The sequence below is a fragment of the Kribbella sp. VKM Ac-2568 genome, assembly GCF_004345365.1.
Lineage (GTDB): Bacteria > Actinomycetota > Actinomycetes > Propionibacteriales > Kribbellaceae > Kribbella > Kribbella orskensis.
The window spans coordinates 566,174-590,646 of record NZ_SLVF01000002.1; the positions used below are offsets into that span (position 1 = coordinate 566,174).

The window sequence follows — 24,473 nt, forward strand, 5'->3', positions numbered from 1 at the left end:
TTGCCTCCACCAACTGACGCACCTTCAGCGCCGGGGTCGAGGCCGGGACCGGCCGGCGTCGGGCGTGTACGGTCGCAAGAGTGCTGGTCGGACGAGAGCCTGAGAGCGCTCAGCTGGCCGAACTGGTTGAGCAGGCCCGGCACGGCTCCGCCCGCAGCCTGGTGGTTCACGGCGAGCCAGGCGTCGGTAAGACGGCCTTGCTCGAGGACCTTCTCGGGAACGTCGGCGACGCGCTGACTCTGCGTACGCAGGGATTGGAAGCCGAAGCGCCGCTGGCGTTCGCGGCGCTGCATCGGCTTCTGCTTCCGGTGATGCGACTGCGCGAGATTCTCCCGGGTCCTCAGTCCCGAGCCCTGCGGGTCGCGTTCGGTGAAGAGGAAGGGCCCGCGGTGGAGCCCTTCATGGTTGCGGTGGCGACGCTGTCGATGCTGACTGCGGCAGCGGAGGAACGTCTGGTGCTCTGCATGGTCGACGACGCGCACTGGCTCGATTCAGGGACCGCGGACGCGCTGCTCTTCGCCGCGCGGAGGCTGGGCGCCGACCGTGTACTCATGGTGTTCTCGGCCCGCGAGGGGGTACCGACCCCTTTCAGCCCTGCCGGGATCCAGGACCTGACGCTGGCGGGGCTGGAGCCATCGGCGGCTCGTGCGTTGCTGGACGAGCGAGGTGACCTCAGCCGCAGCGAAGAGGTCACCCAGCGACTCATCGCCGAGACGGACGGTAACCCTCTTGCTCTGCTGGAGTTGCCGACGAAGCTCAGCCAGGCCGAGCTCGAGGGGTCCTCGCCGCTGCCTGCTCAGCTCCATCTCACTACTCGTGTCGAGCAGAGCTTCGTTGATCGCTGCCGGCGACTTCCGCCGGCGGTGCAGTCTGTGATGTTGCTGGTGTCCGCCGACGACAGCGCCGACCTCGCGATGGTCAGACGCGCGGCGGCATACCTGGGTGCTGGTCACGAGGAGCTGGATGAGGCCAGGACGTCGGGGCTGCTCGTCCTGGACGAGACCACGGTCCGGGTCCGGCATCCGCTCGTGCGTTCGGCGATCTACCAGGCCGCTGCCACCGCGGAGAGGCGGCGGGTCCACCGTGCCCTCGCCGCTGCGCTTGACGGGGTCGGTGACCAGGACCGAGCGGCGTGGCATCGGGCCGGCGCGGCTGAGGGTCCTGACGAGGAACTGGCAGCCGCGCTGGAGCTCTCCGGATCACGCGCAGAGCGTCGCGGTGGGTACGGCGCAGCCCTGGCTGCCTTCCAACGCGCCTCGACCCTGACCGCCCACGAGCCGCGGCGAGCTGAGCTGACCTTCGCAGCCGCACGCAATGCCTGGGCGAGCGGGCAAACAGGTCTGTCGCGCACCCTGCTGTCAGCAGCTGGAACTGCCGCGACCGACCCCGTCATCCGCAGCGACATCGCCCGGCTGCGAGGCCGGATCGAGGTCAACATCGGGTCGGCGAAGGATGCGCACCGCATCTTCATCGAAGCCGCCGAGGCAGTCTGCGCGGTCGACCCGCTGCGAGCTCTCGAGCTGAGCGTGGCGGCCGCCACCCTGCGCGCCTATGGCGCCGACAGCGGCGCCGCCCTGAGCATGAACGACCTGCTGACCGCGCAGGTCGGCGAGGACAGCCCGCGGACGCTCTGCCTCAAACAGCTCCTGCCGGCCATGACCCAGGCCGCTGACAAGAACTGGGCTGCGGCGATCGTGTCCCTGCGGGTCGCGCTCGACGCGGGCGCTCCCGTCGACGACCTCGACCTCCTGGGCAACCTGGGCAACGCGGCGCTTCAACTGGGGCACGACAGCGGGGCCCAGCGGTTCTACGAGCTGATGCTGTCCCGAGCCCGAGAACGCGGTGCCTTGATGGCAGTGGTCTACGCCCTGCAACGGCTCTGCTTCAGCCACCTCGTCCGAGGCGACCTGGCCGCCGTGCGCGGCGCGGCTGAAGAAGCTCGCGGGCTCGGCGTCAGCATGAACCAGCCGGCACTGACGGCAGCTCCCCTGGCCTGGCTGACGTTGCTCGCGGCCGTCCAGGTGCGGGATGACTACGACACTCTGCTCGGCGAACTTGACGACATCGTCGCCACGCAGCCGCTCGGCATCCTGACCGACCCGGTCCACGACCTCACGCGTTGGGCCAAGGGGACGAGGGCCGCCGCGACCGGGGACACCTTCGGCGCAGCTCATCACCTAGGTCGATTCCGGCTGCCGGTCCTGGCCCGGATGGCCGCGATGGAGCGCATCGACGCTGCGGTCCGGGCCGGCGAGAACGGCCTTGCCCGCGCGTGGGTGGAGGATCTGGCCGGGTACGCCGAGGCCACCGGTTGGCCGTGGGCGCTCGCAGCGGTTGCCTACGGCAAAGCGATGACCGCCGAAGCCGGAAGGGAAGAGGAGCAGTTCCAGCTCGCCCTCTCCTGGCACACCCGCTCGGGACGCCCGTACGCCGAGGCTCGCACCCACCTGGCCTACGGGGAGTGGCTGCGGCGTTCGCAACGTCGCGTCGAGGCACGGCGACACCTCCGGCAGGCTCTCGAGGTCTTCCGCGACCTGCGCGCCGAAACCCTCGTCAGCCGTGCGACCCAGGAGCTCCGGGCGTCGGGCGAGACTGCCCGCAAGCGTGACCCGTCCACGCTGGTCAGGCTCACCCCGATGGAACTCAAGGTCGCCCAGCTCGTCACTTCGGGTCTGTCCAACAAAGACGTCGCCGCCCAGTGCTGGGTCTCTCCCCGGACGGTGGCGTTCCACCTGCGCAACGTCTTCGCCAAGGCCGGCGTCACCTCACGCGGTGAACTGGCCCGGCTCGACCTCGGCTAGCACCTACCCGGCAGAACCCGGTCATTTGACCGGGGTGAGCAGCCGCGTTCCGGTCCACGCTCGACAGCAGTGCACCACTCCACTGCGAGAGCGAGACCGTCATGAGCATCCAGATCCAGGCAGCTGCCCCGACATCCGACACCGAGGTACCGACTACGCCCCGAAGAGGGCGCATCGGCCGCATCATCGCCGGGTCGCTCCTTGCCGGAGCCACCATCGCGCTCGCCCTCACCCTGGGCGTCTTCGCCGGCGCGACCGAAAGCATCATCACCGGGTCGATCCTCCTCGCCTTCGGGATCGGCTGGGGTCTGCTGGCGACCCTGTCGGTGCGACTGACAACCCAACCGCAGCGCTGGGCCGGACTGCCCGCAGCAGCGATGACAGCATCCGGTCTATTACTCCTGGCGTTTCAGCCCGGGCACGCTGTCCTGACCACCGTCGGCTGGGTCTGGCCAGTACTGGTTCTGGTGCTCGCCGTCTGGATGCACAGCCGGATGCGGCGTGCCCTGTCCGGTCGCGGACGCCGGCTGCTGACGCCGGTGATGGCCGTTCTCGCGCTCGCCTCCATCGGGGCGACCTACGAGAACATCACCGTTCTACAGAACGACACCACCTATCCCGCCACCGGGCGGACCTTCGAGGTCGCCGGACACCGACTGCACCTGGACTGCCGGGGCAGCGGCGGTCCCACTGTGGTGCTGTTCAACGGTCTCGGCGGCGTCTCAGCCTCCTGGGCCCGGATCACCGGCGACGTGGCCCGCACCGGTCGTGTATGCGCATATGACCGTGCCGGCCAGGGTTGGAGCGAAGATGCCGAGCATCCCCAGGACGGCGTGACAGCCGCCACGGATCTCCACACGCTGCTGGCCAAGGCAGGCGAGCACGGACCGTACCTGCTCGTCGGTCACTCGATCGGCGGTACCTACTCAATGACCTACGCAGCCCGCTACCCCGACCAGGTCGCCGGTCTCGTGCTCCTGGACAGCTCCAGCCCCGAGCAGTTCACCCGGATGCCCGACTACCCCGGCCAGTACGCGGTCATGCGGCGCATCACCGCGCTGACGCCGACCCTCGCGCGTCTCGGTCTGAGCCGAGTAGTCGCTGTCGCCAGTCCTTCCCACCTGCCCGCTGAGGCAGCCGACCGAGTGCGGGCCGTGACCGCGAACGCCCACGCTGCCCGGAACATGCGCGACGAGGTGTCCATGCTTCATCAGGTATTCGCTCAGGCCGGGGCGCTCACCACCCTTCACGACCTGCCGCTGGCCGTCGTCACCGCGTCGGAGACGCTCAAGGACACCGGCTGGGCCGCGGCCCAGGATCAACTAGCAACCCTCTCCGGCAACCGCATGCACCAGGTCGTCGAGGCGTCCCACCTCGGACTGCTGGAGGACGAACCCGCAGCGGCGGAGTCGACGCGCGCGATCACCGAGGTCATCTCCGCCATCCGCACCGGATCCCACCTGGAGTCGAAATGACCACCCATCAGGAAAGTCCTGTCCAGGTCGTCGAGGAGAACAGCACGAAGAAGTCCTGGGCCGTGCTCGGCGTCGCACTGGTCGCGCAGATCCTGGTCGTCCTGGACATCTCGGTCGTGAACACCGCCCTGCCCTCGATCGGCCGCTCGCTGCACCTCGGCGGCGGGGACCTCCAGTGGTTGGTCACGGCGTACCTGATGATGTCCGGCGGCGGCCTGCTGCTCGGCGGACGCGTCGCTGACCTACTGTCTCGTCGTACTGTCTTCCTGACCGGCCTCGGCCTGTTCACCGTCGCTTCCCTGGTCAGTGGGTTCGCGAGCAACGGCGGCGAGCTCATCGCGGCCCGGTCGGTGCAAGGTCTGAGCGCAGCGCTGCTCACTCCGTCCGCGCTGTCGCTGATCATGACCACGTACGCCGGTGCGCAGCGCAAGGCGGCACTCGCTCTCTGGGGCGCAGTCGGCAGTCTCGGAGTCGCTGCGGGCGTACTCGTCGGCGGAGCCATCACGACGTGGTCCAGCTGGGAGTTCATCTTCTGGGTCAACGGCCCCATCGGGCTCGTCGCTCTCCTCGTGGGCCGCCGGATCCTCGCAAAGGACAGGGCCGAGCGCCCCTCGCTGCGTGACTTCGACCTCCCGGGCGCCCTCGCGGTACTCGGTGGACTCGCCGCTCTGGTCTACGGCCTTGGTGGCACCGAGAAGCACGGATGGTGGTCCCTGCAGACGACAGCGGCCTTCGGTCTGTCGTTCCTCCTGCTGGTGACCTTCCTGAAGATCGAGCAGCGTGCCGCCCAGCCCCTGTTCCCGCCGCACGTCAGGAAGCTCAACACCTTGGTGTCCGGAACCGCCGTGATGCTCGGCGTCACCGGGATCCTGGTCGGCACCGTCTTCCTGACATCGATCTTCCTGCAGACCGTGCTCGGTTACTCCGCCCTGCGGACCGGCATCTCGTTCCTGCCGTTCGCCCTCTCCATCACGGCGGGCACCGTCGTCGCCAAGCACCTGTTGAACCACGCGTCACCGCGCACAATCTCGACCGCGGGTCTTGTCCTCACCATCGGTGCGGCTCTGATGCTGTCAACCGCCACCAGCGACGCGCGGTACGGCGTCGACATCCTCCCAGGACTGGTCATCCTCGGTCTCGGGGTCGGCATGGTGTTCGTGCCCGTCTCGGTGGTTTCCATGGCAGGCATCCCGGCCTCCCACGCAGGTGTCGCGTCGGGGTTCCTGATGACCGGCCACGAGATCGGTGCCGCCCTCGGCGTCGCCATCCTCTCCGCGGTCGCCAGCACGGCCGGCACGCTCACGACGGCGGCAGGCGCCGCCGACGCGTTCTCCCGCGGATTCGTCGGTGCCGCCACGATGGGGACCCTGGTCGCAGTCTTCGCGATGCTCCGGATGCCGAAGACCCGAGGCACGGGCGGTGGCGGTCACCTGCACATGCACTGACGTCGCTGCCCACTGTCCTGAAAGAGGTCGCGTCAGCGTCCGGCCGCCTCTTTCATCGCCTTCATCTCGTGGCCATGGACGGTGAGGGCCCAGATCACCAGGATGTCGACGGCGATCATGATGGTCGACCAGATCGGGTACGCCGCGAGGAACGCGATGTTGACCACGATGCTGAGGACGGACAGGACTACGCCGACGATCCGGCCCCACAGCCTGCCGTTGAGGAGCGCGACACCGCCGACCAGGACCACCAGGCTGAGGATCAGGTGCGTCCAGCCCCAGACGGTGTAGTCGAGGTGGATGGTCAGGCCGCTCTTGCCGACCACGTAGTACTCGTCGTCGAACAGGGCGATGAATCCCTGGAAGGCGTGGAAGAGGCCCAGGACGATCATCATCACGCCGGCGAACAGGATCCAGCCGACCCACGGGCTGGTCCAGGGCGTCGGGGTCAGTTCCCCACCCGGCGTGGACGCCTGGTGCCTCGCCGTCGGCGGATGCAGGTCCGACATGGTGGTCTCCTCGTCGAGTCACCGAGGCAGCCGCCGTCCTGGCCCCCTCGTGGCCGTCACGCTCTGTCCGATGATCCGCATCGCCGCCCCACCTGTCCTCACCCATAGCGGGGGAACCGGTAATTGCGTTGCGTGCGCCGGGCGCGGCTACATAGCGTGCACGGCGTGGCCGAGGATCCTTACCGCGACGAGCGGCTTGTACAGCTGTACGACCTGGACAATGCCGCCGGGGACGATCACGTGTACTACCGCGCCCTCGCCGACGAGATCGAGGCGAAGAAGATCCTCGACTTCGGCTGCGGTACCGGGCTGCTGACCCGAACCTTCGCACGAACCGGGCGCGTGGTCATCGGAGTCGACCCGAGCCCGACGATGCTGGGTTACGCACGCAAGCAACCCGGGGCAGAAGCCGTCACCTGGATCGACGGTGACGCATCCGCCGTCGACGGCACCGGCGACATGGACCTGGTGGTGAGTAGCGGCAACACGATGATGCACCTCAGCCCCGAGACCTACCCGTCGGTGCTCGGCTCGCTGTCCGGCGCGCTGCGCCCCGGCGGAGTGATCAGCTTCGAAAGCCGCAACCCGGCAGCCCGCGCGTGGGAGCAGTGGACCCGCGACGCGACGTACTCCGAACGCGACACCCCGGCCGGTCACCTCCGCGAGTGGATCGACGTCACCGAGTCGGACCACGGCCGCGTGGTCTTCGACGCGCACAACGTCTTCCCGGACGGGAGCGACGCCGTCTACACCACCACCCTGTACTTCCGGACAGCTTCGGAGATCACCGCCGATCTCGAGCACGCCGGATTCACCGACATCGCCGTACACGGCGGCTGGCACCACGAGCCGCCGCTCGGCAACTCCCGGCTCCTCGTCGTCCGGGCCACGAAGCGGTAAGGCTTGATGTTCTGGTTGATCCGGAAGGGGTTGTTCGGGTCGTCGCGGCGCTTGAGCTGCACCAGGCGGGCGGGCGGCCGACCGCCGGGCACCTGGCGTCGAAGGGATCCCGCCCTGCCCTGACCACCAACCGTCTGTTGATGGTGAAGGTCAGCTGCCACTCCTCTCAATGACCTCGGTACTGCACAGGTGGCGGAGGCAGTTCCCGGTCGACCAACCTGCGACGCGAGGTCGCGACGACGTGCAGCACTGTTCCGATGATCATCAGCAGAAGGCCGACAGCGTTAGTCACACCACCGACCGCCGCCGTCAGGGAGCCGATGAAATCCGTTGATGGAGCGGACGGATCCAACGGCGCGTCGACGATCAGCTCGAAGAAGCTGTAGCCACCGGCATAAGCGATTCCCAGCCCGATCGCGAAAAGGGCGAGCCCCGTCCAGACCAGCCGGCGTGCCTTCGTCCGCGCTGCCGCGATCTCGCGGAAGAAGCTCTCCCGTACCTCGATGACGTACTGCGAAAGGTCGTACTGATCCCGCCCGGCATTGTCGAGCTCGTCCGCCCACTGGTCCCTGATGTCGTAGCGGACCGCCTGAGGCGTCGGCACCTCGCCTTGATACCGGAGCCGAAGACCGGCGAAGGCGACCGTGTCACCATGATGGAGCTCGCGAGGGCCGGTGATGGCGATATTGTTGACGAACGTGCCACCGCTCGAACCGAGGTCCTCGACGTAGTCCAGGCCACCTCGCCGCCAGAGCACCGCGTGCGTGCGACTCACGTGGACGTCGGAGAACCGCACGTCACAGGTCGGCAGCCGGCCCACCGTGAGGCTGTTCCCGATCAGGCTGATCCGCCGCCCTTGATCCGCCCCGGCGCTCTCCACGACGAGGTACGTCGGTCTCGTTGTCGACGGCTGCGTCATCACGGCTCCACGGGGCAGTACGAAGGCCCTCGCCGCGGCACTCCCCCAAAGTCAGGAAACCACCAGCAATTCACCCCGGCAAGGGGCGTCAAGGGGGGTCGCTGTATTTCCTGTCCGGGTCGGGGCTCCTCAGGTTAGGGCCCGAAGCCGAGGGAGACGACGATGGCGACGACGTACAAGATCCATCCGGCGATCGGAATCGCGCGGGTCGGCAACAGCCCGGACGAGTTCTTCGTCGGACCGGAGCGCGTCGGGGAGATACCGGACCCTCCGGGCGGCTTCAAGGACAACCAGTGCCGGGTCAAGCGGCAGGCCGCTCGCTTCCGGATCTTCGCCCACCACGATGACGGCAGCGTCGAGGAGATCGACGACGACAGCGCCGACATCTCGTGGACGGTTCACCTGGTCAACGCGAAGGCAGCCCACCCGGATCGCGGCAACAGCGAACCGGCCGGCGACCTCACCATCGACCCCGGCCAACGCACCCTGACCGGACCCGACCAGCGCCTGCTCTTCGACAACGGATCCATCCACTTCTCCGGCGAAGCGGTCGTCACGGTGCCACTCGGTGAGATCCGCAGCGATGACGCGAACCACCTGCTGGTGCTGGGTGGGCACGGGACCGCCGCATCACCCGCGGGGAACGTGATCGGTAGCTTCTGGGGGAACGAAGGCTGGTACGACGACGTGTCCGATGGCCCGGTGACCGCCTCGATCACCCTCCGGGCGGACAACTCGTCGCCGGTGGTCGAGGGCGCCCGGGTCATCGTCGCGCCGCCGAAGTTCGCGCCGCACCAGGACAGCCCGACGACCCTGTACGACCGCGTCCTGCAGAGGATGGTCGACCTGGGCCTGCTTGCCGCGCCGACCACGACGTCGTACACGCGCGACGTCTATCCGATCCTGCAACGAGCCCGGGACATGCGTTGGGTCGAGGGGATCTTCGGGGCCCACTCGTGGCCCGATCCCGTCACCGCCCAGCCTCTCGTCGACGCGATCTTCTCGCGGCTCCGGCCGTCCGGGGACATGCCCGCGCTGAACGGGGGCGACTCGGTGCTCACGCCGACCCAGCTGGCGCACCTGCAACGCTGGCAGGCGGGCATCTACGCGGCGGACTGGGTCGGCGTACCGGAGCCGGAGAGCGACCTGACTCCCGACGGCCTGGACCGAGCGGCCCTCGAAGCGTGCGTGGGCGGAGCCTTCTTCCCGGGGATCGAAGCCGGCGGGCTCTCCGCGGGTGATCGTCCGATCATCGAACTCCCGTATGCCGAGGCGTTCCGGCTGGCGTCGGGGATCGCCGCCGGCACTGTCAGTCAGGCCATGGCGCTGCCCTGGCAGGCCGACTTCAGGGCGTGCGGCGACAACTGGTGGCCGGTGCCTCGCCCGAACGACGTCATCGCTCAGGACTCCGGCAGCCCGGCCCGCTGGGATCGCGACGTCGCCAGCATGGACGACATGGTCGCCTTGTGGCACACCCTCGGCTTCGTCGTACAGCAGGGAGCTGAGCACGTCGAGGTCGAGCATTGCGACGAGGCGTCGATCACCCTGCTCACGCCGAGCCTGCGGTTCATCGACGTGCCACAGGGGCCGATGGGCATGGTGCGCGAGGCGGCCCTCGCCATTTCGTTCGAGGTGGTCTCCCCCGGCTCCGCGGTCACCCTCGACTACGCACCCGGCGGAGCACCGGCCCATCCGCAACTCATCGCTGCCACGACCTCGGTGACCGTCGGCCCCACCGCGCCCAACGCCGTGGCAACCGCGCGGCTGTGGATCATCTACCGGACCGGGGTCGCGCCGTCCGCCATCCCGCCTCAGACGTTGACCGTGCGCGAGGCGGCGTCCGGGCAGACGTGGCAGGTGACGGTCGACGGCAACACCGTCGCACGGAAGACGGCGGCGACCGCACTGGTACTGGATCGCTCCGGCAGCATGAGCGAGGACCGCGGCGACGGGCAGAGCAAGCACGCGTCGCTCCAGCAGGCGGCGAACATCTTCGTCGACCTCATGCTGGAAGGCGACGGCGTCGGCATCGTCCGCTACAACCAGGACGCCCAGCCGCTGCAGTCCGTGCTCCCGCTCGGGCCGGGAGGGCTGGGAGACCTCAACCGGGGCGCCACCCACGACGTGATCAACAGCAATGCCCTGGACCCACAGGGCGCGACCTCCATCGGCGACGGCATCTTCGAAGGAAGGGCGCTACTCACCGCGGCTCCGCCGTTCGACGTCAAGTCGCTGGTCGTGCTCACCGACGGGATCGAGAACAGCCCACGCGCCATCTCCGACGTTGCCGGCCAGATCAACGAGCAGACGTACGCCGTCGGTCTCGGCCAGCCGCAGAACATCAGCGTGCCCGCCCTGCAGACGGTGTCCGGCAACAACGGCGGCTTCCTGCTCGTGACCGGCGCGATCACGGGTGACAACCGGTTCCTGCTGCAGAAGTACTTCCTGCAGGTGCTTGCCGGGATCAGCAATGCCGAGGTGGTCCTCGACCCTGACGGCGAGCTCACCCGGGGCGCGGTACACCGCATCCCGTTCCAGCTCTGCGATGCCGACTCCGGCGTCGAGGTCGTGTTGCTCACGTCCCGGCCCGATGCCGTCGACTTCCGCCTGCAGACGCCCAACGGGTTGCTCATCGAGCCGTGGCGGGCACAGCTCGAGCCTGCGATGCGGTACGAGACCGGCGCGGGGGTGGCCTACTACCGGATCGCGCTTCCGATCCAGTTGCGGCCCAACCGCTTCGACCAGGCCGGCACCTGGCACGCGCTGCTGACCATCGGCCGACCGCACACCGAACCGACTCCGGACGACTCGGACGGGGCCGACCTCTCGATTCTGAGGGGACGCGCCAGCGGCAGGGAACGGCCGGCCCGGCCGCAGCGGCGACCGTTCGAGTTCGAGCGGGCGTTCGCGGTCGCGCAGGAGACGAACCAGCCGACCTCCGTGCCGGAGCTCGCCGCCGACGAGGGCGCAACCGGACGGCGTGGCTTGCCGTACAGCCTGGTGGTGCACTCGTACTCGAACGTTTCTCTCCGGGCCACCGCAAACCAACGGTCGTACGAGCCAGGCGCCCACGTGGCTGTCAGCGCCACGCTGACCCAGTCGGGCGTGCCAGTAGACGGAGACCCGTACGTCTGGGCGGAGGTCACCCGCCCGGACCGGTCTGTCGCCACGCTGACACTCAATCCGACCGGACCCGGGGAGTTCGCGGGGAGCTTCGGCACCACCGCGCCCGGCGTCTACCGGGTGCGGGTCCGCGCCCGCGGACGCACCCGTCTGGGGCGACCGTTCACTCGGGAACGCACCGTCACCGCGGCGGTCTGGCGTGGCGGCGACGACAGCGGCTCCACCGGTGGTCAGGGCGGCGGCCAGCTCGACGATGCGCTCTGCAAGCTGCTGTCCTGCTTGCTGAAGGACGGGGTCTTCGACGAGAAGCTGTTGCGCAAGCTCGGCATCGACCTGGACAAGGCCCGCGAGTGCCTTCAGGACTGCGGCTGCGGCCATCACGAGAAAGGCTGACCGTGCCCGCGATGTACGACGTGGTCGTCGTCGGCGGTGGTCCGGCCGGTACTGCGACCGCTCTGCGGCTGGCATCGACGGGCAGGTCGGTGGCACTGCTGGAACGCAGCCGCTTCGACCGCCCCAGGGTCGGCGAGACGCTTGCCCCGGCCGTCCAACCCCTGCTGCGTGAGCTGGGCGTCTGGGATCGGTACTGCGCGCTGCGGCCGCTGCCCTCCTGGGGCACGCGGAGCATCTGGGACGACCCGGAACCGGCCGCGCAGTCGCACCTGGCCAGCGGTTACTCCAGCGGCTGGCACGTCGACCGCCGCGCCTTCGACCGGATGCTCGCGGACGCAGCCGCCGACGCCGGCACCGACGTACTGATGGGCACGTCACTCGTGGACTGCCGGTACGACGGCGCTGCCTGGGACGTGGCCTGCTCCGGCGAGCGCCGACTGGTCGCGCGGCTGGTGGTCGATGCCACCGGCCGATCGGCTGTCCTGGGCCGCTCGCTGGGCGCGCGACGCCTCGCCTTCGACCGGCTCGTCGGGATCACCGCGCAGTGGCATGGAGTCAAGGTGACCGACGAGCAGTACCTGCTGGTCGAAGCGGCTGCGGACGGCTGGTGGTACACAGCGCCGCTGCCCGGGGACGCAATGGTCGGGATGCTCATGACCGACGCCGACCTGTGCCGCCGCGACCGTCTGGCCTCCGCCGGACCGTGGCACGACCGCCTCTGGGCAACGACCGCCACGGCAGAACGCGTCGGTCCCCGGTCGGCATCATCGGCACTGCTGGTCTACCCGGCCGCGAGCCGGCGCACGACCCGCCTGCACGACGTCCGACCATGGCTCGCGGTCGGCGACGCGGCCCTGTCCGTCGACCCGATCTCCGGCAGCGGAGTACTAAGAGCGCTACGAACTGCCGCTGGTGCAGCAGACACGCTGATTGGCGTACTCGACAGGCCTGGCGACGTCGCGACATTGATCACGCAGTACGAATCGGCGCGCGACACCGAATGCACCACCTATCTCATCGACCGCGCCCATTACTACAACGCCGTACGCCGCTATCCCACCCCGTTCTGGAACCGGCGCAAGCTCCACGCTGCAGCCTGATCTGGCGCGAAGGTGTCAGTCGACGGGTCCGACCGCGCGACTAGGTGTCACCTCGACGACGAGGTGTTTGGTGACGGGCTGGTCGCTTTGGGTGCTGTAGTCGGCGATGCCGCAGAGGGCGTTCAGTTCTGGCATGTAGCCGGCTGCGCAGCCGGGTGGGACCTCGTAGCGGACGGCTCGGTAGCCGTGCACCGTGCGCTTCGTGCCGTCCTTCAAGAAGCTTGTGATGTCGACCAGGTCGAACTCCTCGAGGCCGCGGTCACGCAGGTCGTTCTCGTTCATGAAGACGACGGTGCGCAGGCCCTTTAGCCCGCGGTACCGGTCGTCGTTGGAGTAGATCGTGGTGTTGAACTGGTCGTGCGAACGGACCGTCGCAAGCGTCAGGCGGCCCTCACCCGGATCGACGTCGTCCGGCAGCGCCGCCAGGGAGAACTCGACGCGGCCAGAGGGAGTCCGGAAGTCACGCTCGCGGGCCGGCTGGTGGATACGGAAGCCGTGCGGGCCGCGGGCACGCGTGTTGAAGTCCTCGAACCCGGGCAGCACCTGCGCCATCGTGTCGCGGATGCGGTCGTAGTCGTCGGCGTAGCTCTGCCACGGCGTCCCGCTCTCCGGCAGCGTGGCCTGGGCCAGGCCGGCCAGGATCGCGCACTCGGAGCGGAGCTGCGGCGAGCCGGGTTCCTTCATCCCGTACGAGATGTGCACCATCGACATCGAGTCCTCGACGGTGATCCCCTGGACGCCGCCCGCCTGCACGTCCCTGTCGGTGCGGCCGAGGCAGGGAAGAATCAGCGCCCTCCCGCCGTGCACGATGTGGCTGCGGTTTGAGCTTCGTGCTCACCTGCACGGTGAGCTCGCACTTCCGGAGCGCCTCGAAGGTGTACGGGAGATCAGGGCTGGCGAGGGCGAAGTTGCCGCCGAGGGCGACGAACACCTTCACGTCGCCGCTCTGCATCGCCTCGATCGTCCCCACCGTGCCCAGTCCTGCTTCGCGCGGCGGGTCGATCCCGCAGACCTCGGCCAGCCGATCGAGGAACGCCTGGTCCGGGCGGTTGTTGATCCCGCAGGTGCGGTTGCCCTGCACGTTGCTGTGCCCGCGGACCGGACAAGGTCCCGCACCCGGCCGGCCGAGGTTGCCGCGCAGGAGCAGCAGGTTGACGACCTCGCGCACCGTGTCGACGCCGTGCTCGTGCTGCGTGAGGCCGAGGCACCACGCGATGATGACGCGCTTCGTCGCCAGGTACGAGTCGGCGAGCGTGCGGATGCCGGCCTCGTCCACGCCGGCATCGCGGACCAGGTCCGCCCAGGCGGTGGCCTCGACCTGCGCGCGGTACTCGTCGATGCCGTGGGTGTACTGCTCGATGAACTCGTGGTCGAGAACGTCTGGATCCTGCTCGGCCGCCTCGAAGACGGCCTTGGCGACGCCGCGCAGCAGGGCGAGGTCTCCGCCGATCCGCACCTGCACGTTCATCGTTCCGGTCGAGGTCGCGTGGAACGTCGCCAGGTGGGCGAACTCGTGCGGGATGATCGTCCGCCGCGAGCCCGCTTCGATCAGCGGATTGATGTGGACGAGCTGGGCGCCGCGCCGGTCGGCCTCGGCCAGCCAGGTCAGCATCCGCGGCGCGTTCGTCGCGGCGTTGTCGGCCATCAGCCAGATCGCGTCCGCGATCTCCCAGTCGTGCAGATCGACGGTGCCCTTGCCGCTCCCGATCGCCGCGGTCAGCGCCCGGCCGCTCGCCTCGTGGCACATGTTCGAGCAGTCCGGAAGGTTGTTCGTGCCGAACTCGCGCACCCACAGCTGGTACAGGAAGGTCGCCTCATTGCTGAGCCGCCCGGAGGTGTAGAACGCGGCCTGATCCGGAGTCTCCAACTGCCGCAGGGTTCCGCCGACCAGCGCGAATGCCTCATCCCAGGAGATCGGTTCGTACTTGTCGGTCGCCGGGTTGTAGCTCATCGGTTCCGCGAGCCGTCCGACCGCTTCCAGGTCGTAGTCGCTCCACTCGGCCAGCTCGGCGACGGTGTGACCGGCGAAGAACTCGCGGTCGGCCTTCGCGGGAGCGAGTTCCCAGGTGGCGTGCTTGACCCCGTTCTCACAGATGTCGAGGTGGAGCCCGTGCGGATCGTCCGGCCACGCGCAGCCCGGGCAGTCGAAGCCACCGTCCTCCTGGTTCATCACGAAGAGCGCCCGGAAGCCCTCCATCGGCTCCCCCGCCCGCTCGAGCACCTTCCCGACACTGCGTGCCGCACCCCACCCCGCAGCGGGGTGGTGGTAGTCGTGGCATGAATAGTCACCGCCAGGCGCGGGCCCCCGCCCGAGCGCAGGCTCCCCCGGTACTGCGCCAAGCATCCGCTGTTGCGCGTCATGCCTCTCGTGAGGTGGCGATGCCATTGCTCCTCCGTCCGCCCGGCCCAGGTACTACTACTAGCAAGGCTTTCCGAGACCAAGTCGTCAAGGGCGGATGACGCTGAGTGCCTCGCGGGCGATCTGCCATTCCTCGTTGGTAGGGACGACCAGGACGGTCACGGCGCTGTCGTCAGTGGAGACGACGCGAGCCTTGTCTGACGAGGCGGTGTTGCGTTCGTCGTCGATCTGGATGCCGAGGCGTTCGAGGCCCTCGAGTGAGGCGGCACGTGCCTCTGCGGCGTTCTGGCCTACTCCCGCAGTGAAGACGATCGCATCGACGGTCCCCAGTACGGCGTAGTACGCCCCGACGTACTTCTTGATCCGGTGGCAATAGACGTCGAAGGCCAACTGTGCTCGGCCGTCGCCGGCCGCCCGCCGCTTCGACAGCTCGCGGAAGTCGTTCTCGCCGCTCATGCCTTTCAACCCGGATTCGTAGTTGAGCAGACGGTCGATCTTGTCCAGGGGCAGGCCGAGCTCGCGGGACAGGTGCCCGTGAATCGCCGGGTCCAGGTCGCCGGACCGCGTTCCCATCACCAGGCCTTCGAGCGGGGTCATCCCCATCGAGGTGTCGACCGACTTGCCACCACGCACCGCCGTGGCGGAACAACCGTTGCCCAGGTGGAGCACGATGAGGTTCACGTCCGCCGGATCACGCCCGAGCAAGCGTGCGGCCTCCCCGGAGACGAACGCGTGCGAGGTGCCGTGAAAGCCGTACCGCCTGATCCCGTGCTCCTTCAGCCACTCGTGGGGAACCGCATACGTGTAAGCCTCCGGTTCGAGGGTCTGGTGGAAGGCCGTGTCGAACACCGCCACCTGCGGCAGGTCGGGGAAGAGCCGGCGAGCCACTCGCATGCCCTCGAGGTTGGCCGGGTTGTGGAGCGGGGCCAGCGGCACGAGTTCGGTGACCTTCGTGATCAGCTCGTCGTCGACGAGGACCGGGTCGGCGAACCACGATCCGCCGTGCACGACTCGGTGGCCCACGGCAACGATGTCGAGATCGTCGAGGGAAGGGCCCTGCGTCTCGAAGGCGTTGATCGCCGCCTTCAGCGCGTCCTCGTGGGACGAGATCGACAGCGCAGTACTGGTCTCGCCGCTCGGGCCGCGGTGCATCTGGTGGCCCTCCGACTCACCGATGCGCTCGATGAGACCGACCGCGGCAGCCTCCCCGGACGCGGCGTCGACCAGGCTGTACTTCAGGGAAGAGGATCCCGCGTTGATCACCAGCACGTGATCGCTCATCGGTGGGTCCTCCCCGCGCTCATTGCCGCCGTCGCCGATTCCTGCTGCGCCTGGATGGCGGTGATCGCGACCGTGTTGATGATGTCTCGCACCGTTGCCCCTCGGGAGAGGTCGTTCACCGGTTTCTGCAGGCCTTGCAGTACCGGCCCGACAGCGACCGCGTTGGCAGATCGCTGCACCGCCTTGTAGGTGTTGTTGCCGGTATTGAGGTCGGGGAAGATGAACACCGTCGCCCGGCCTGCCACCGGCGAACCAGGCAGCTTGGTCTTCGCCACGGCGGCGTCGATCGCGGCGTCGTACTGGATCGGCCCCTCCACCAGCAATTCGGGCGCGCGCTCTCTGATGATCCCGGTTGCCTTGGACACCTTCTCCACGTCCGTGCCCGTGCCGGAGGCGCCGGTGGAGTACGACAGCATCGCGACCCGCGGCTCGATGCCGAAAGCCGCCGCGGTCGCCGCGGAGGAGATCGCGATGTCGGCTAGCTGCTCGGCGGTCGGGTCGGGGTTCACCGCGCAGTCGCCGTACACGAGGACCTGGTTCTCCAGACACATGAAGAACACCGACGACACCACGGACACCCCGGGCAGCGTTTTCACCACCTCGAGAGCCGGCCGGATCGTGTGCGCGGTGGTGTGGACGGCACCCGACACCATGCCGTCGGCCAGCCCGAGCTTCACCATCATCGTGCCGAAGTAGGACACGTCCCTGACCACGTCGCGAGCCCGGTCGAGGTCGACGCCACGGTGCTGACGGAGCCGGTGGTACTCCTGGGCGAACCGCTCCCGCAGTACCTCGTCGCCGTCCGGGCTGACGATCTGCGCCGCCGAGATTTCCACACCGAGGGCTGCCGCCTTCGCGCTGATCGCGATCGGATCCCCGAGGAGGGTCAGCCGCGCCACGCCGCGGCGCAGGAGCGCGTCCGCCGCCCGCAGGATCCGCTCCTCCTCACCCTCCGGCAGGACGATGTGCTTCAGGTCGGCCAGCGCCTCGTCGATCACCTGGTGCTCGAACATCAGCGGGGTCACCGCGCTACTCCGCGCCACCGCGAGTCGATCCAGCAGCGCGGCGCCGTCGACGTACCGATCGAACAGCGCGAGCGCCATGTCCACCTTGCGCGGAGAGTCCTTGGTGACTCGGCCTCGTACTGCGGTCAGCGCGGTGGAGGCCGCATGCGTGCCCAGGTCGGTCTCGATGATGGGCAGGGTGACCCCGACGCCCTCGATCAGCCGCCGAACCTGGTCCGGCAGTGCGAACCCGCCGTTGAGGAAGATCGCCGACACCTGCGGGAAGTTCTGCGAGGCATGCGCCATCAGTACGCCGACGACCACCTCCGGGCGGTCCGCCGCGGTGACCACGGCCGCCCCTTCGAACAGCCGATCGAGCACGTTGGGCATGGTCATGGCGGCTATCACCAGCCCACTGACTTCACGGGACAGCAACTGCGGGTCACCGCTCAGCAACTGCCCGGCAACCGCTGGCATCAGGTCCGCGACCGAGGGTGCGCTGAGCAGCGGCTCCTCAGGGATGGCGTACGCCGGGACGCCCGCGCCCGCCAGTACGGCGGTGGTCGGCGCGAGCTGATCCTCGTCGACGCGGTTGGCGATCACCGCGAACAACGAGCCGTGGTTGGCCGCCAGCTCGGCAGAGGCCAGCTCGGTCAACGTGTGCAGCTCCTCCGGAGTACGGCCGGAACCGTTCAGCACGAGCAGCACGGGCGCACCCAGATTGGCGGCGATCCTTGCGTTGTAGGCGAACTCCGTCGGCGTGCCCACGTCGGTGTAGTCGCTGCCCAGGATGAGCACCGGGTCACCCCGGTCGGCCACATCACGGTAGCGCTGCACGATGCGGTCCAGCGCGGCATCGGGATCCCGGTGCACCTCGTCGTAGGTGACTCCGACACTTTCGTCGTACGACAGCGGGACGGCGTCGTGGGAGGTGAGGAGATCCAGCACGTAGTCGCGCCCCCCGTACTGCGCCGTGTCCGGCCGCACGATGGGCCGAAACACAGCCACCCGCTCGACCCGCCGCGACAACTGCTCCAGCACCCCCAGAGCCACAGTGGACTTCCCGGTGTAACCCTCCACCGACGCGATGTACACGCTGCTACCCATGGACGAACCCTAACCAGTCGCACACTCGCATCGGTGTCAGTCGCGCTCCCCCGGTTCTGGCACGGCGCGCTCACGGCTGCCCGGTACCGGCGTGTCATCCGCGCTGCTCGGCGCCACCGGCATCGAGATGACCATGGTGAGACCTCCGCCAGGCGTTTCCTCCGGTTCCACGCTGCCGTGCATCGCCTCGGCGAGCCCGCGGGCGAGTGCCAGCCCGAGTCCGGCGCCGACGGTGTTGTCGGTGTCGCCGAGCCGCTGGAACGGCGCGAAGACCCGGTCCCGTTCAGCGGCCGGGATCCCCGGACCGCGATCGATGACCCGGATCTCGACGACCTCCCCGAGCGCGCTGCCGGTCACCAGCGGCGGCCCGCCGGGAGGCGAGTAGCGCACGGCATTGGCCAGCAGATTCGCGAGCACCCGCTCCAGCAGGACCGGATCCGCCGCCACCAGCGGAAGCGTGGGCGGAATGTCCACCGTCACCTTGACGGCATCGTCACCGAGTCCGGCCATCACCACCGGCACGATCTCGTCGATCGCCACCGACCGCGTGAAGACCGGGAGCACGCCGGCTTGCAGGCGGCTCAGGTCGAGCAGGTCATCGACCAGTCGGCTCAGGCGGTCAAGTGACTCGTCGGCCGTCACGAGCAACTCGTCCTGCTCGTCATCGGTCCAGTCGACGTCGGAACTCCGGAGGCTGGTGACAGCTGCCTTGGCCGACGCGAGCGGTGACCGCAGGTCGTGGCTGACAGCGCGCAGCAACGCCGTACGCAGTTTGTCCGCCGCTGCGAGCGGCTTGGCTTCCGCGGCCTCTTCGGTCAGCCGACCACGATCGACGAGTGCGGCAGCGTGCGCCGCGAAGGCACCGACCAGTCGGCGCTCGTCAGCAGCCAGCGACCGACCTCGCAGGACCAGCACCAGGTCGTCTCGAGCGGGAACCACGACGTCACCGTCCTCGGGCCGCACGCTGGTCGTGGTGCCGGCGGAAGCGATCGGTCGCCAACTCTCGGTGAGCTCGTCGGTCTCGAGCCGTTCCAGCAGGACCGCACTCTCCACTCCGAAGGCCTCCCGGACTCGCTCCAGCAACGCAGGCAGGGCCGTCTGTCCACGCAGCACCGTGCCCGCCAACGTGGCCAGGGTCTGCGACTCGGCCGCCGACCTCGCTGCCTGCCGGGTCCTACGCGCGGCCCGGTCGACCACCGAGCTGACCAAGGCGGCCACCAGCACGAAGATCGCCAGTGCCAGTACGTCGTTGGCGTCGGCGATAGTGAAGGTGCCGGTCGGCGGGGTGAAGAAGTAGTTCAGCACCAGCGAGCCTGCTACTGCCGTGAGCAAGGCGGGCCAGAGCCCTCCGACGAGCGCCACGACAACCACGCCGAGCAGGAAGGCCAATACGTTGCTGGTCAGGTTCAGCGTGTCGCCGCCGAGTCCGAGCACCAGCGCCAGCAGCGGCGGCAGCCCGACCGCAAGCACGAACCCGTAAGCCTGCCTCCGGCGCGAGAGGCTTCCGCGCAGTCGCGGCAACCGGCCCCGGCCCATCTCCGAATGCCGGACGATGTGGACGTCGATGTCGCCGGACTCGCGGATCGCGCTTGCCCCGATGCCCGGCCCGAACAGCGCGGAGAACCAGGACCGGCGGCTGCCGCCCAGCACCAACTGCGTCGCGTTCTCCGCCCGGGCGAACGACAACAGCGCGACCGGGACGTCCTCGCCCACCACCTGGTGGTAGGTACCGCCCAGGCTCTCCACCAACTGCCGTTGCTGGGCGAGCCGGCCCGGATCCGCCCCGGTCAGTCCGTCCGAGCGGGTGACGTGAACGGCGAGCAGATCGCCGCCGGAGGAACGGGCGGCGATCCGGGCGGCACGCCGGATCAGGGTCTCGCCTTCGGGTCCGCCGGTGAGCGCGACGACGACCCGCTCGCGCGCCTCCCAGGTGGAGTCGATCTCGTGCTGTGAACGGTACTGCTGCAACCCCACGTCGACGCGGTCCGCCAGCCACAACAGCGCGAGTTCCCGCAGAGCGGAAAGGTTGCCGACCCGGAAGTAGTTGCCCAGGGCAGCATCGACCTTGTCGGCGCCATAGATGTTGCCGTGCGCCATTCGGCGGCGTAGCGCCTCCGGGGTCATGTCGACCAGCTCGATCTGGTCGGCCGCACGGACCACCCGGTCCGGCACGGTCTCGCGCTGTGGCACGCCGGTGATCTTCTCGACCACGTCGTTGATCGACTCGAGGTGCTGGATGTTCACCGTGGAGATCACGTTGATGCCCGCGCCGAGCAGTTCGTCGATGTCCTCCCAGCGCTTCGCGTGCCGGCTGCCGGGCACGTTGCTGTGGGCGAGCTCGTCGATCAGCGCGACCTCGGGCCGCCGGGCGAGCAGCGCATCCAGGTCCAGCTCGGTGAAGCTCGCGCCGCGGTGGTCCAGGATGCGCCGCGGCACGACTTCCAATCCGGCCAGCAGCGCGGCCGTGTGTGACCGGCCGTGGGTTTCCACGAAACCGACCACCACGTCCGTACCGCGCTCCTCCCGCCGCATTCCTTCCTCGAGCATCTTGTAGGTCTTGCCCACGCCAGGTGCGGCGCCAAGGTAGATCCTCAGATGCCCGCGACCGCTGCTCATGTACCCATCGTGGCTCAATTCAGGCAGGCGAGATCACGATTGAGCGTGACCACATTGACGGTCGGCTTCCCGAGGAACCCGAGCGTGCGCCCGCTGGAAATCACCGACGCCCGCGGCTTATTCCAAACCGCACCTCGTGAGCGCTTGCTACGCCTGCACCGTTGCTCAGCCGATCCCCGGGCTCGGGCGGTCACGATGTGTGCACACCTGCCGCGGCGGCCTACACGGGCACACGGGATCGACCAGGGAGTTTCCCTGGTTCGACGCATGGTCAAGCCGACGAGGCTGGATGTGACCCAAGCTGAACGCGAACCAACACGAGGAGAAGCCGAATGCCATGAGCGAGTCAATCGCCTACCCGCCGGCCGGGGCGACAGCCCGAGACCGGACCCACACCCTGTTCGCGCAGACGATGTGGTACGTCGCGCTCACCGCCGGCCTGTTCGCGCTCGGCGCCTACCTGGGCCGCGACCTCGTCGGCGGAGTCGGCATCGTCGCGTTCATCGCCGCCTTCGCCAGCCTGATCGGCATGCAGTTCGCGGTCCGCAAGTCGCTCAACCTGACCGTCGGACTCCTCGCCGCCTTCGGCCTGCTGATGGGTCTGGCCACCGCACCGACACTCGCGTACTACGCCAGCGCGGATCCGCAGGCCCTCTGGCAGGCAGGTGGCGCGACCGCATTGTTCATCGGAGGCTTCGGAGCAGCCGGCTACGCCACCCGGCGCGACCTGACCGCGATCGCACGAATCGGGTCCTGGGCTCTGGTGGCCCTGGTCGTCTTCGGCATCGTGCTGATCTTCGTGCAGATTCCCGGCGGCGCTCTGATCTACTCGATTCTCGGACTGGTGATCTTCGCCGGCCTGACGATGGTCGATTTCCAGCGGCTGCGGCAGTCGACGGACATCAACTCCGCGCCGCTGATGGCCGCGTCGATCTTTCTCGACATCCTGAACGTATTCCTCTTCTTCCTGCAGCTCTTCTCCCGCCGGGAGGCCTGAGCGGTGGCCTTGGGTGAGGGCAAAGACAGGTTGCCCCTGAAGTCCTATGTTGGGCGGAGGGCGCGAACTCGGACGCGCGTGCACTGATCAGCGGAGCCGACCATGAGTGAGCAGGACCAGACCCCGCCCCAGCAGAACTCGCCCGGCCGCGACGGTCGCACCGACGGCCGGCGGCCGGGCAATCAGCCGTGGCGCGCGGAAGGCCTGCCGCCGAGCGCCGGGAAACCACCTCGCCGGCCGCGGTGGCTTCGGTTCGCGGCGTTCATCGCCGGCGGCTACCTGCTGCTGTTCCTGCTGACCACGATGCAGGACCAGATGTCGGGCGGAACGGAGACCGTCGCCTACACAGAGTTCACGATCCAGGTCGAGAAGGGCAACGTCGCCGAGGTGTTCTCCCGCGGCGACACCATCCAGGGCACGCTCAAGAACGCGGCAACCGTCCCGGGCAAGAGCGACGCGACGTACACGAAATTCACCACTGAACGACCGACGTTCGCCACGGACGATCTGTTCGGCGCGTTGGAGAAGAGCGGAGCCACCGTGCGGGCCACTCCGGTCACCCAGCAGCGAGGGGTGCTCTGGAACCTGCTGATCTCCTTCGCGCCGATCCTGTTGCTGGTCGGCTTCTACCTCTGGCTGTTCAGGCGGCAACAACGTGCGGCCGCGGGCGGGCTGAGCGGCCTTCTCGGTGGAGGTCAGAAGAAGCCGATAGATCCCGAGAGCGTCCGAACCACCTTCGACGACGTCGCCGGCATCGATGAGGTCAAGACAGAGATCGCGGAGATCGTCGATTATCTGAAGGACCCCGACAAGTATCGGCGGCTCGGCGCCCGCGCTCCGAAGGGTGTCCTGCTCGCCGGCGCACCCGGTACGGGCAAGACCCTGCTCGCCAGGGCCACCGCCGGCGAGGCGCGAGTGCCCTTCTTCTCGGCCAGCGCCTCGGAGTTCATCGAAGCGATCGTCGGCGTGGGCGCGAGCCGGGTCCGCGACCTGTTCGGCGAGGCACGAAAGGTCGCGCCGGCGATCATCTTCATCGATGAGATCGACACCATCGGCCGCGCTCGGGGCGGTGCGCGCTCGTTCGGTGGTCACGATGAGGGAGAGCAGACGCTCAACCAGATCCTCACCGAGATGGACGGCTTCTCCGGCACCGAGGGCGTCATCGTCCTGGCCGCCACCAACCGCGCGGACGTGCTCGACCCGGCCCTGCTGCGGGCCGGCCGGTTCGACCGCACCATCACGGTCCACGCCCCCGATCAGAAGGGCCGGGAAGAGATCCTCCGGGTCCACGCGCGGGGCAAACCGCTCGGGCCGGACGTCGACCTGGCCGCGCTCTCGCGATCCACCCCCGGCATGACCGGCGCAGACCTCGCCAATCTGATGAACGAGGCAGCCCTGGCGGCCGCGCGCCAGAACCGGTCGCAGATCGGGCAGCATGACCTCACTGACTCGCTGGAGAAGATCCAGCTCGGTACTGCGCGCAACGTGGTGATGGGAGAGGAAGAGCGTCGCCGTACGGCCTACCACGAAGGCGGGCACGCTCTCCTCGGCATCATCCAGGTCGGCGCCGACCCGGTCCGCAAGGTCTCGATCATCCCCCGCGGTCGCGCGCTCGGTGTCACGCTCTCCACGCCGGAGATGGATCGGTACGGCTACGACGCCGATTACCTGCGCGGGCGCATCATCGGCGCCCTCGGTGGGATGGCGGCCGAGCAGGAAGTTCTCGGCGTAGTGACCACTGGCGCCGAGAGCGACCTGGAGAGCGCGACGAGGATCGCTCGCTCGATGGTCGGCCGCTGGGGCATGTCCAAGGCTGTCGGCCCGGTCTCCGTCCTGCCTGCCGACGGCGACCCACGGCTGGGCGGCGCCTCCGAGGAACTCCTCAACACCGTCGATGAAGAAGTCCGGCGACTGATCGACGAGTGCTACCAGGAGGCCAGGCGACTGCTGCGCGAGAACCGCGATCGCCTGGACGCCATCGCCGAACAACTCCTCGAGCACGAATCACTCGACGAGACAGACGTGTACGCCGCGGCCGGCGTCCCCCACAACGCCAAGACCTGACCACGTGCGGGCCGCGAGTAGGCTCGGAAAACACACCACCAGCGACGTCGGATCAATGGAGGTAACGATGACTGAAGAACCCTTCGAAACGTCGGAGGAAGTTCACCGCGACCGGCGCGAGCACGGCGGCATGCCGCTGCACCCGGACGAAGACGATCTCGCCCGCCGCACCGAGCAGGAGCGGGTTGAGGCTGGTGTTGACGACTACGACCCCGATGACGTCCCACCGGCCACCGATGAACCCGCGCCGGACGATCTGACCGACACAGAGGAGTACCGAGAAGAACAGGCGGAGATCAAACGCGAGACGGAGGAGAGCGAGCTCTACCCGTTGACCGAACGACACCCGTTCCCACCCAGCCACTACGACAAGTCCTGAT

The 24,473-nt window shown here is 68.6% G+C and carries 16 protein-coding genes and 1 pseudogene; 9 read left to right on the plus strand and 8 right to left on the minus strand.

Annotation, left to right across the window (positions count from 1 at the left end):
* Window positions 1-80 precede the first annotated feature (80 nt).
* From EV648_RS06505 to EV648_RS06515, 3 genes are all read left to right on the plus strand, one after another.
* Complete coding sequence (locus EV648_RS06505) at window positions 81-2,801, plus strand: helix-turn-helix transcriptional regulator (RefSeq protein ID WP_132286131.1); 2,721 nt, start codon at window positions 81-83, stop codon at window positions 2,799-2,801.
* A gap of 101 nt (window positions 2,802-2,902) precedes the next feature.
* Window positions 2,903-4,276, plus strand: coding sequence for an alpha/beta fold hydrolase (locus tag EV648_RS06510; RefSeq protein ID WP_132286134.1), 1,374 nt, complete (start codon window positions 2,903-2,905; stop codon window positions 4,274-4,276).
* Window positions 4,273-5,721 carry an MFS transporter gene (locus EV648_RS06515; protein WP_132286137.1) on the plus strand — a complete coding sequence of 483 codons (1,449 nt, stop codon included), beginning with the start codon at window positions 4,273-4,275 and terminating at the stop codon, window positions 5,719-5,721. Before EV648_RS06510 ends, EV648_RS06515 begins: the two co-directional genes overlap by 4 nt.
* 32 nt (window positions 5,722-5,753) lie before the next feature.
* Here EV648_RS06515 and EV648_RS06520 read toward each other — a convergent pair whose 3' ends face one another.
* Window positions 5,754-6,230 (minus strand): hypothetical protein, encoded by a 477-nt coding sequence (locus tag EV648_RS06520; RefSeq protein WP_199234449.1) that lies wholly within the window; start codon window positions 6,228-6,230, stop codon window positions 5,754-5,756.
* A 165-nt stretch (window positions 6,231-6,395) separates the two neighbouring features.
* Here EV648_RS06520 and EV648_RS06525 point away from each other — a divergent pair, with 165 nt between their 5' ends.
* A complete protein-coding gene (locus EV648_RS06525) occupies window positions 6,396-7,130 on the plus strand; it encodes a bifunctional 2-polyprenyl-6-hydroxyphenol methylase/3-demethylubiquinol 3-O-methyltransferase UbiG (protein WP_132286140.1) in 735 nt (244 codons plus the stop codon).
* A gap of 8 nt (window positions 7,131-7,138) precedes the next feature.
* Here EV648_RS06525 and EV648_RS45075 read toward each other — a convergent pair.
* Together EV648_RS45075 and EV648_RS06530 are read right to left on the minus strand one after the other, a co-directional pair.
* Window positions 7,139-7,291 (minus strand): annotated as a pseudogene (locus tag EV648_RS45075) (hypothetical protein); the annotation flags it as partial.
* A 5-nt stretch (window positions 7,292-7,296) separates the two neighbouring features.
* Window positions 7,297-8,049: an FHA domain-containing protein gene (locus EV648_RS06530; protein ID WP_132286143.1), complete on the minus strand. Its 753-nt coding sequence runs from the start codon at window positions 8,047-8,049 to the stop codon at window positions 7,297-7,299.
* A gap of 162 nt (window positions 8,050-8,211) precedes the next feature.
* Here EV648_RS06530 and EV648_RS06535 point away from each other — a divergent pair, with 162 nt between their 5' ends.
* Complete coding sequence (locus EV648_RS06535) at window positions 8,212-11,565, plus strand: LodA/GoxA family CTQ-dependent oxidase (RefSeq protein ID WP_132286146.1); 3,354 nt, start codon at window positions 8,212-8,214, stop codon at window positions 11,563-11,565.
* A gap of 11 nt (window positions 11,566-11,576) precedes the next feature.
* A complete protein-coding gene (locus EV648_RS06540; protein WP_132286148.1) occupies window positions 11,577-12,665 on the plus strand; it encodes an NAD(P)/FAD-dependent oxidoreductase in 1,089 nt (362 codons plus the stop codon).
* A 15-nt stretch (window positions 12,666-12,680) separates the two neighbouring features.
* Here the strand turns inward: EV648_RS06540 and EV648_RS43030 are convergent, their stop codons facing one another.
* Genes EV648_RS43030 through EV648_RS06560 form a run of 5 tightly spaced genes read right to left on the minus strand, consistent with a single transcriptional unit; the run spans window position 12,681 to window position 21,032 of the window.
* Window positions 12,681-13,208 carry a molybdopterin dinucleotide binding domain-containing protein gene (locus EV648_RS43030; protein ID WP_199234450.1) on the minus strand — a complete coding sequence of 176 codons (528 nt, stop codon included), beginning with the start codon at window positions 13,206-13,208 and terminating at the stop codon, window positions 12,681-12,683.
* On the minus strand, window positions 13,126-15,051 hold the full coding sequence (locus EV648_RS06545) for a molybdopterin-dependent oxidoreductase (RefSeq protein WP_199234451.1): 1,926 nt from the start codon (window positions 15,049-15,051) through the stop codon (window positions 13,126-13,128). Before EV648_RS06545 ends, EV648_RS43030 begins: the two co-directional genes overlap by 83 nt.
* Window positions 15,052-15,111: 60 nt before the next feature.
* Window positions 15,112-16,305 carry an acetate/propionate family kinase gene (locus tag EV648_RS06550; protein WP_132286151.1) on the minus strand — a complete coding sequence of 398 codons (1,194 nt, stop codon included), beginning with the start codon at window positions 16,303-16,305 and terminating at the stop codon, window positions 15,112-15,114.
* Window positions 16,302-18,416 carry a phosphate acetyltransferase gene (gene pta, locus EV648_RS06555; protein ID WP_132286154.1) on the minus strand — a complete coding sequence of 705 codons (2,115 nt, stop codon included), beginning with the start codon at window positions 18,414-18,416 and terminating at the stop codon, window positions 16,302-16,304. The genes EV648_RS06550 and pta overlap by 4 nt, the downstream gene beginning before the upstream one ends.
* A gap of 36 nt (window positions 18,417-18,452) precedes the next feature.
* Complete coding sequence (locus EV648_RS06560; protein WP_132286157.1) at window positions 18,453-21,032, minus strand: DUF4118 domain-containing protein; 2,580 nt, start codon at window positions 21,030-21,032, stop codon at window positions 18,453-18,455.
* Window positions 21,033-21,369: 337 nt separating this feature from the next.
* Here EV648_RS06560 and EV648_RS06570 point away from each other — a divergent pair, with 337 nt between their 5' ends.
* The 3 genes from EV648_RS06570 (at window position 21,370) to EV648_RS06580 (ending at window position 24,472) form a co-directional block, all read left to right on the plus strand.
* Complete coding sequence (locus tag EV648_RS06570) at window positions 21,370-22,029, plus strand: Bax inhibitor-1 family protein (RefSeq protein WP_132286160.1); 660 nt, start codon at window positions 21,370-21,372, stop codon at window positions 22,027-22,029.
* A 102-nt stretch (window positions 22,030-22,131) separates the two neighbouring features.
* Entirely contained in the window at window positions 22,132-24,093 is a 1,962-nt protein-coding gene (gene ftsH, locus EV648_RS06575) for an ATP-dependent zinc metalloprotease FtsH (RefSeq protein WP_132286163.1), read from the plus strand.
* Window positions 24,094-24,160: 67 nt separating this feature from the next.
* Window positions 24,161-24,472: a hypothetical protein gene (locus EV648_RS06580; protein ID WP_132286166.1), complete on the plus strand. Its 312-nt coding sequence runs from the start codon at window positions 24,161-24,163 to the stop codon at window positions 24,470-24,472.
* The last annotated feature ends 1 nt before the right edge of the window (window position 24,473 follow it).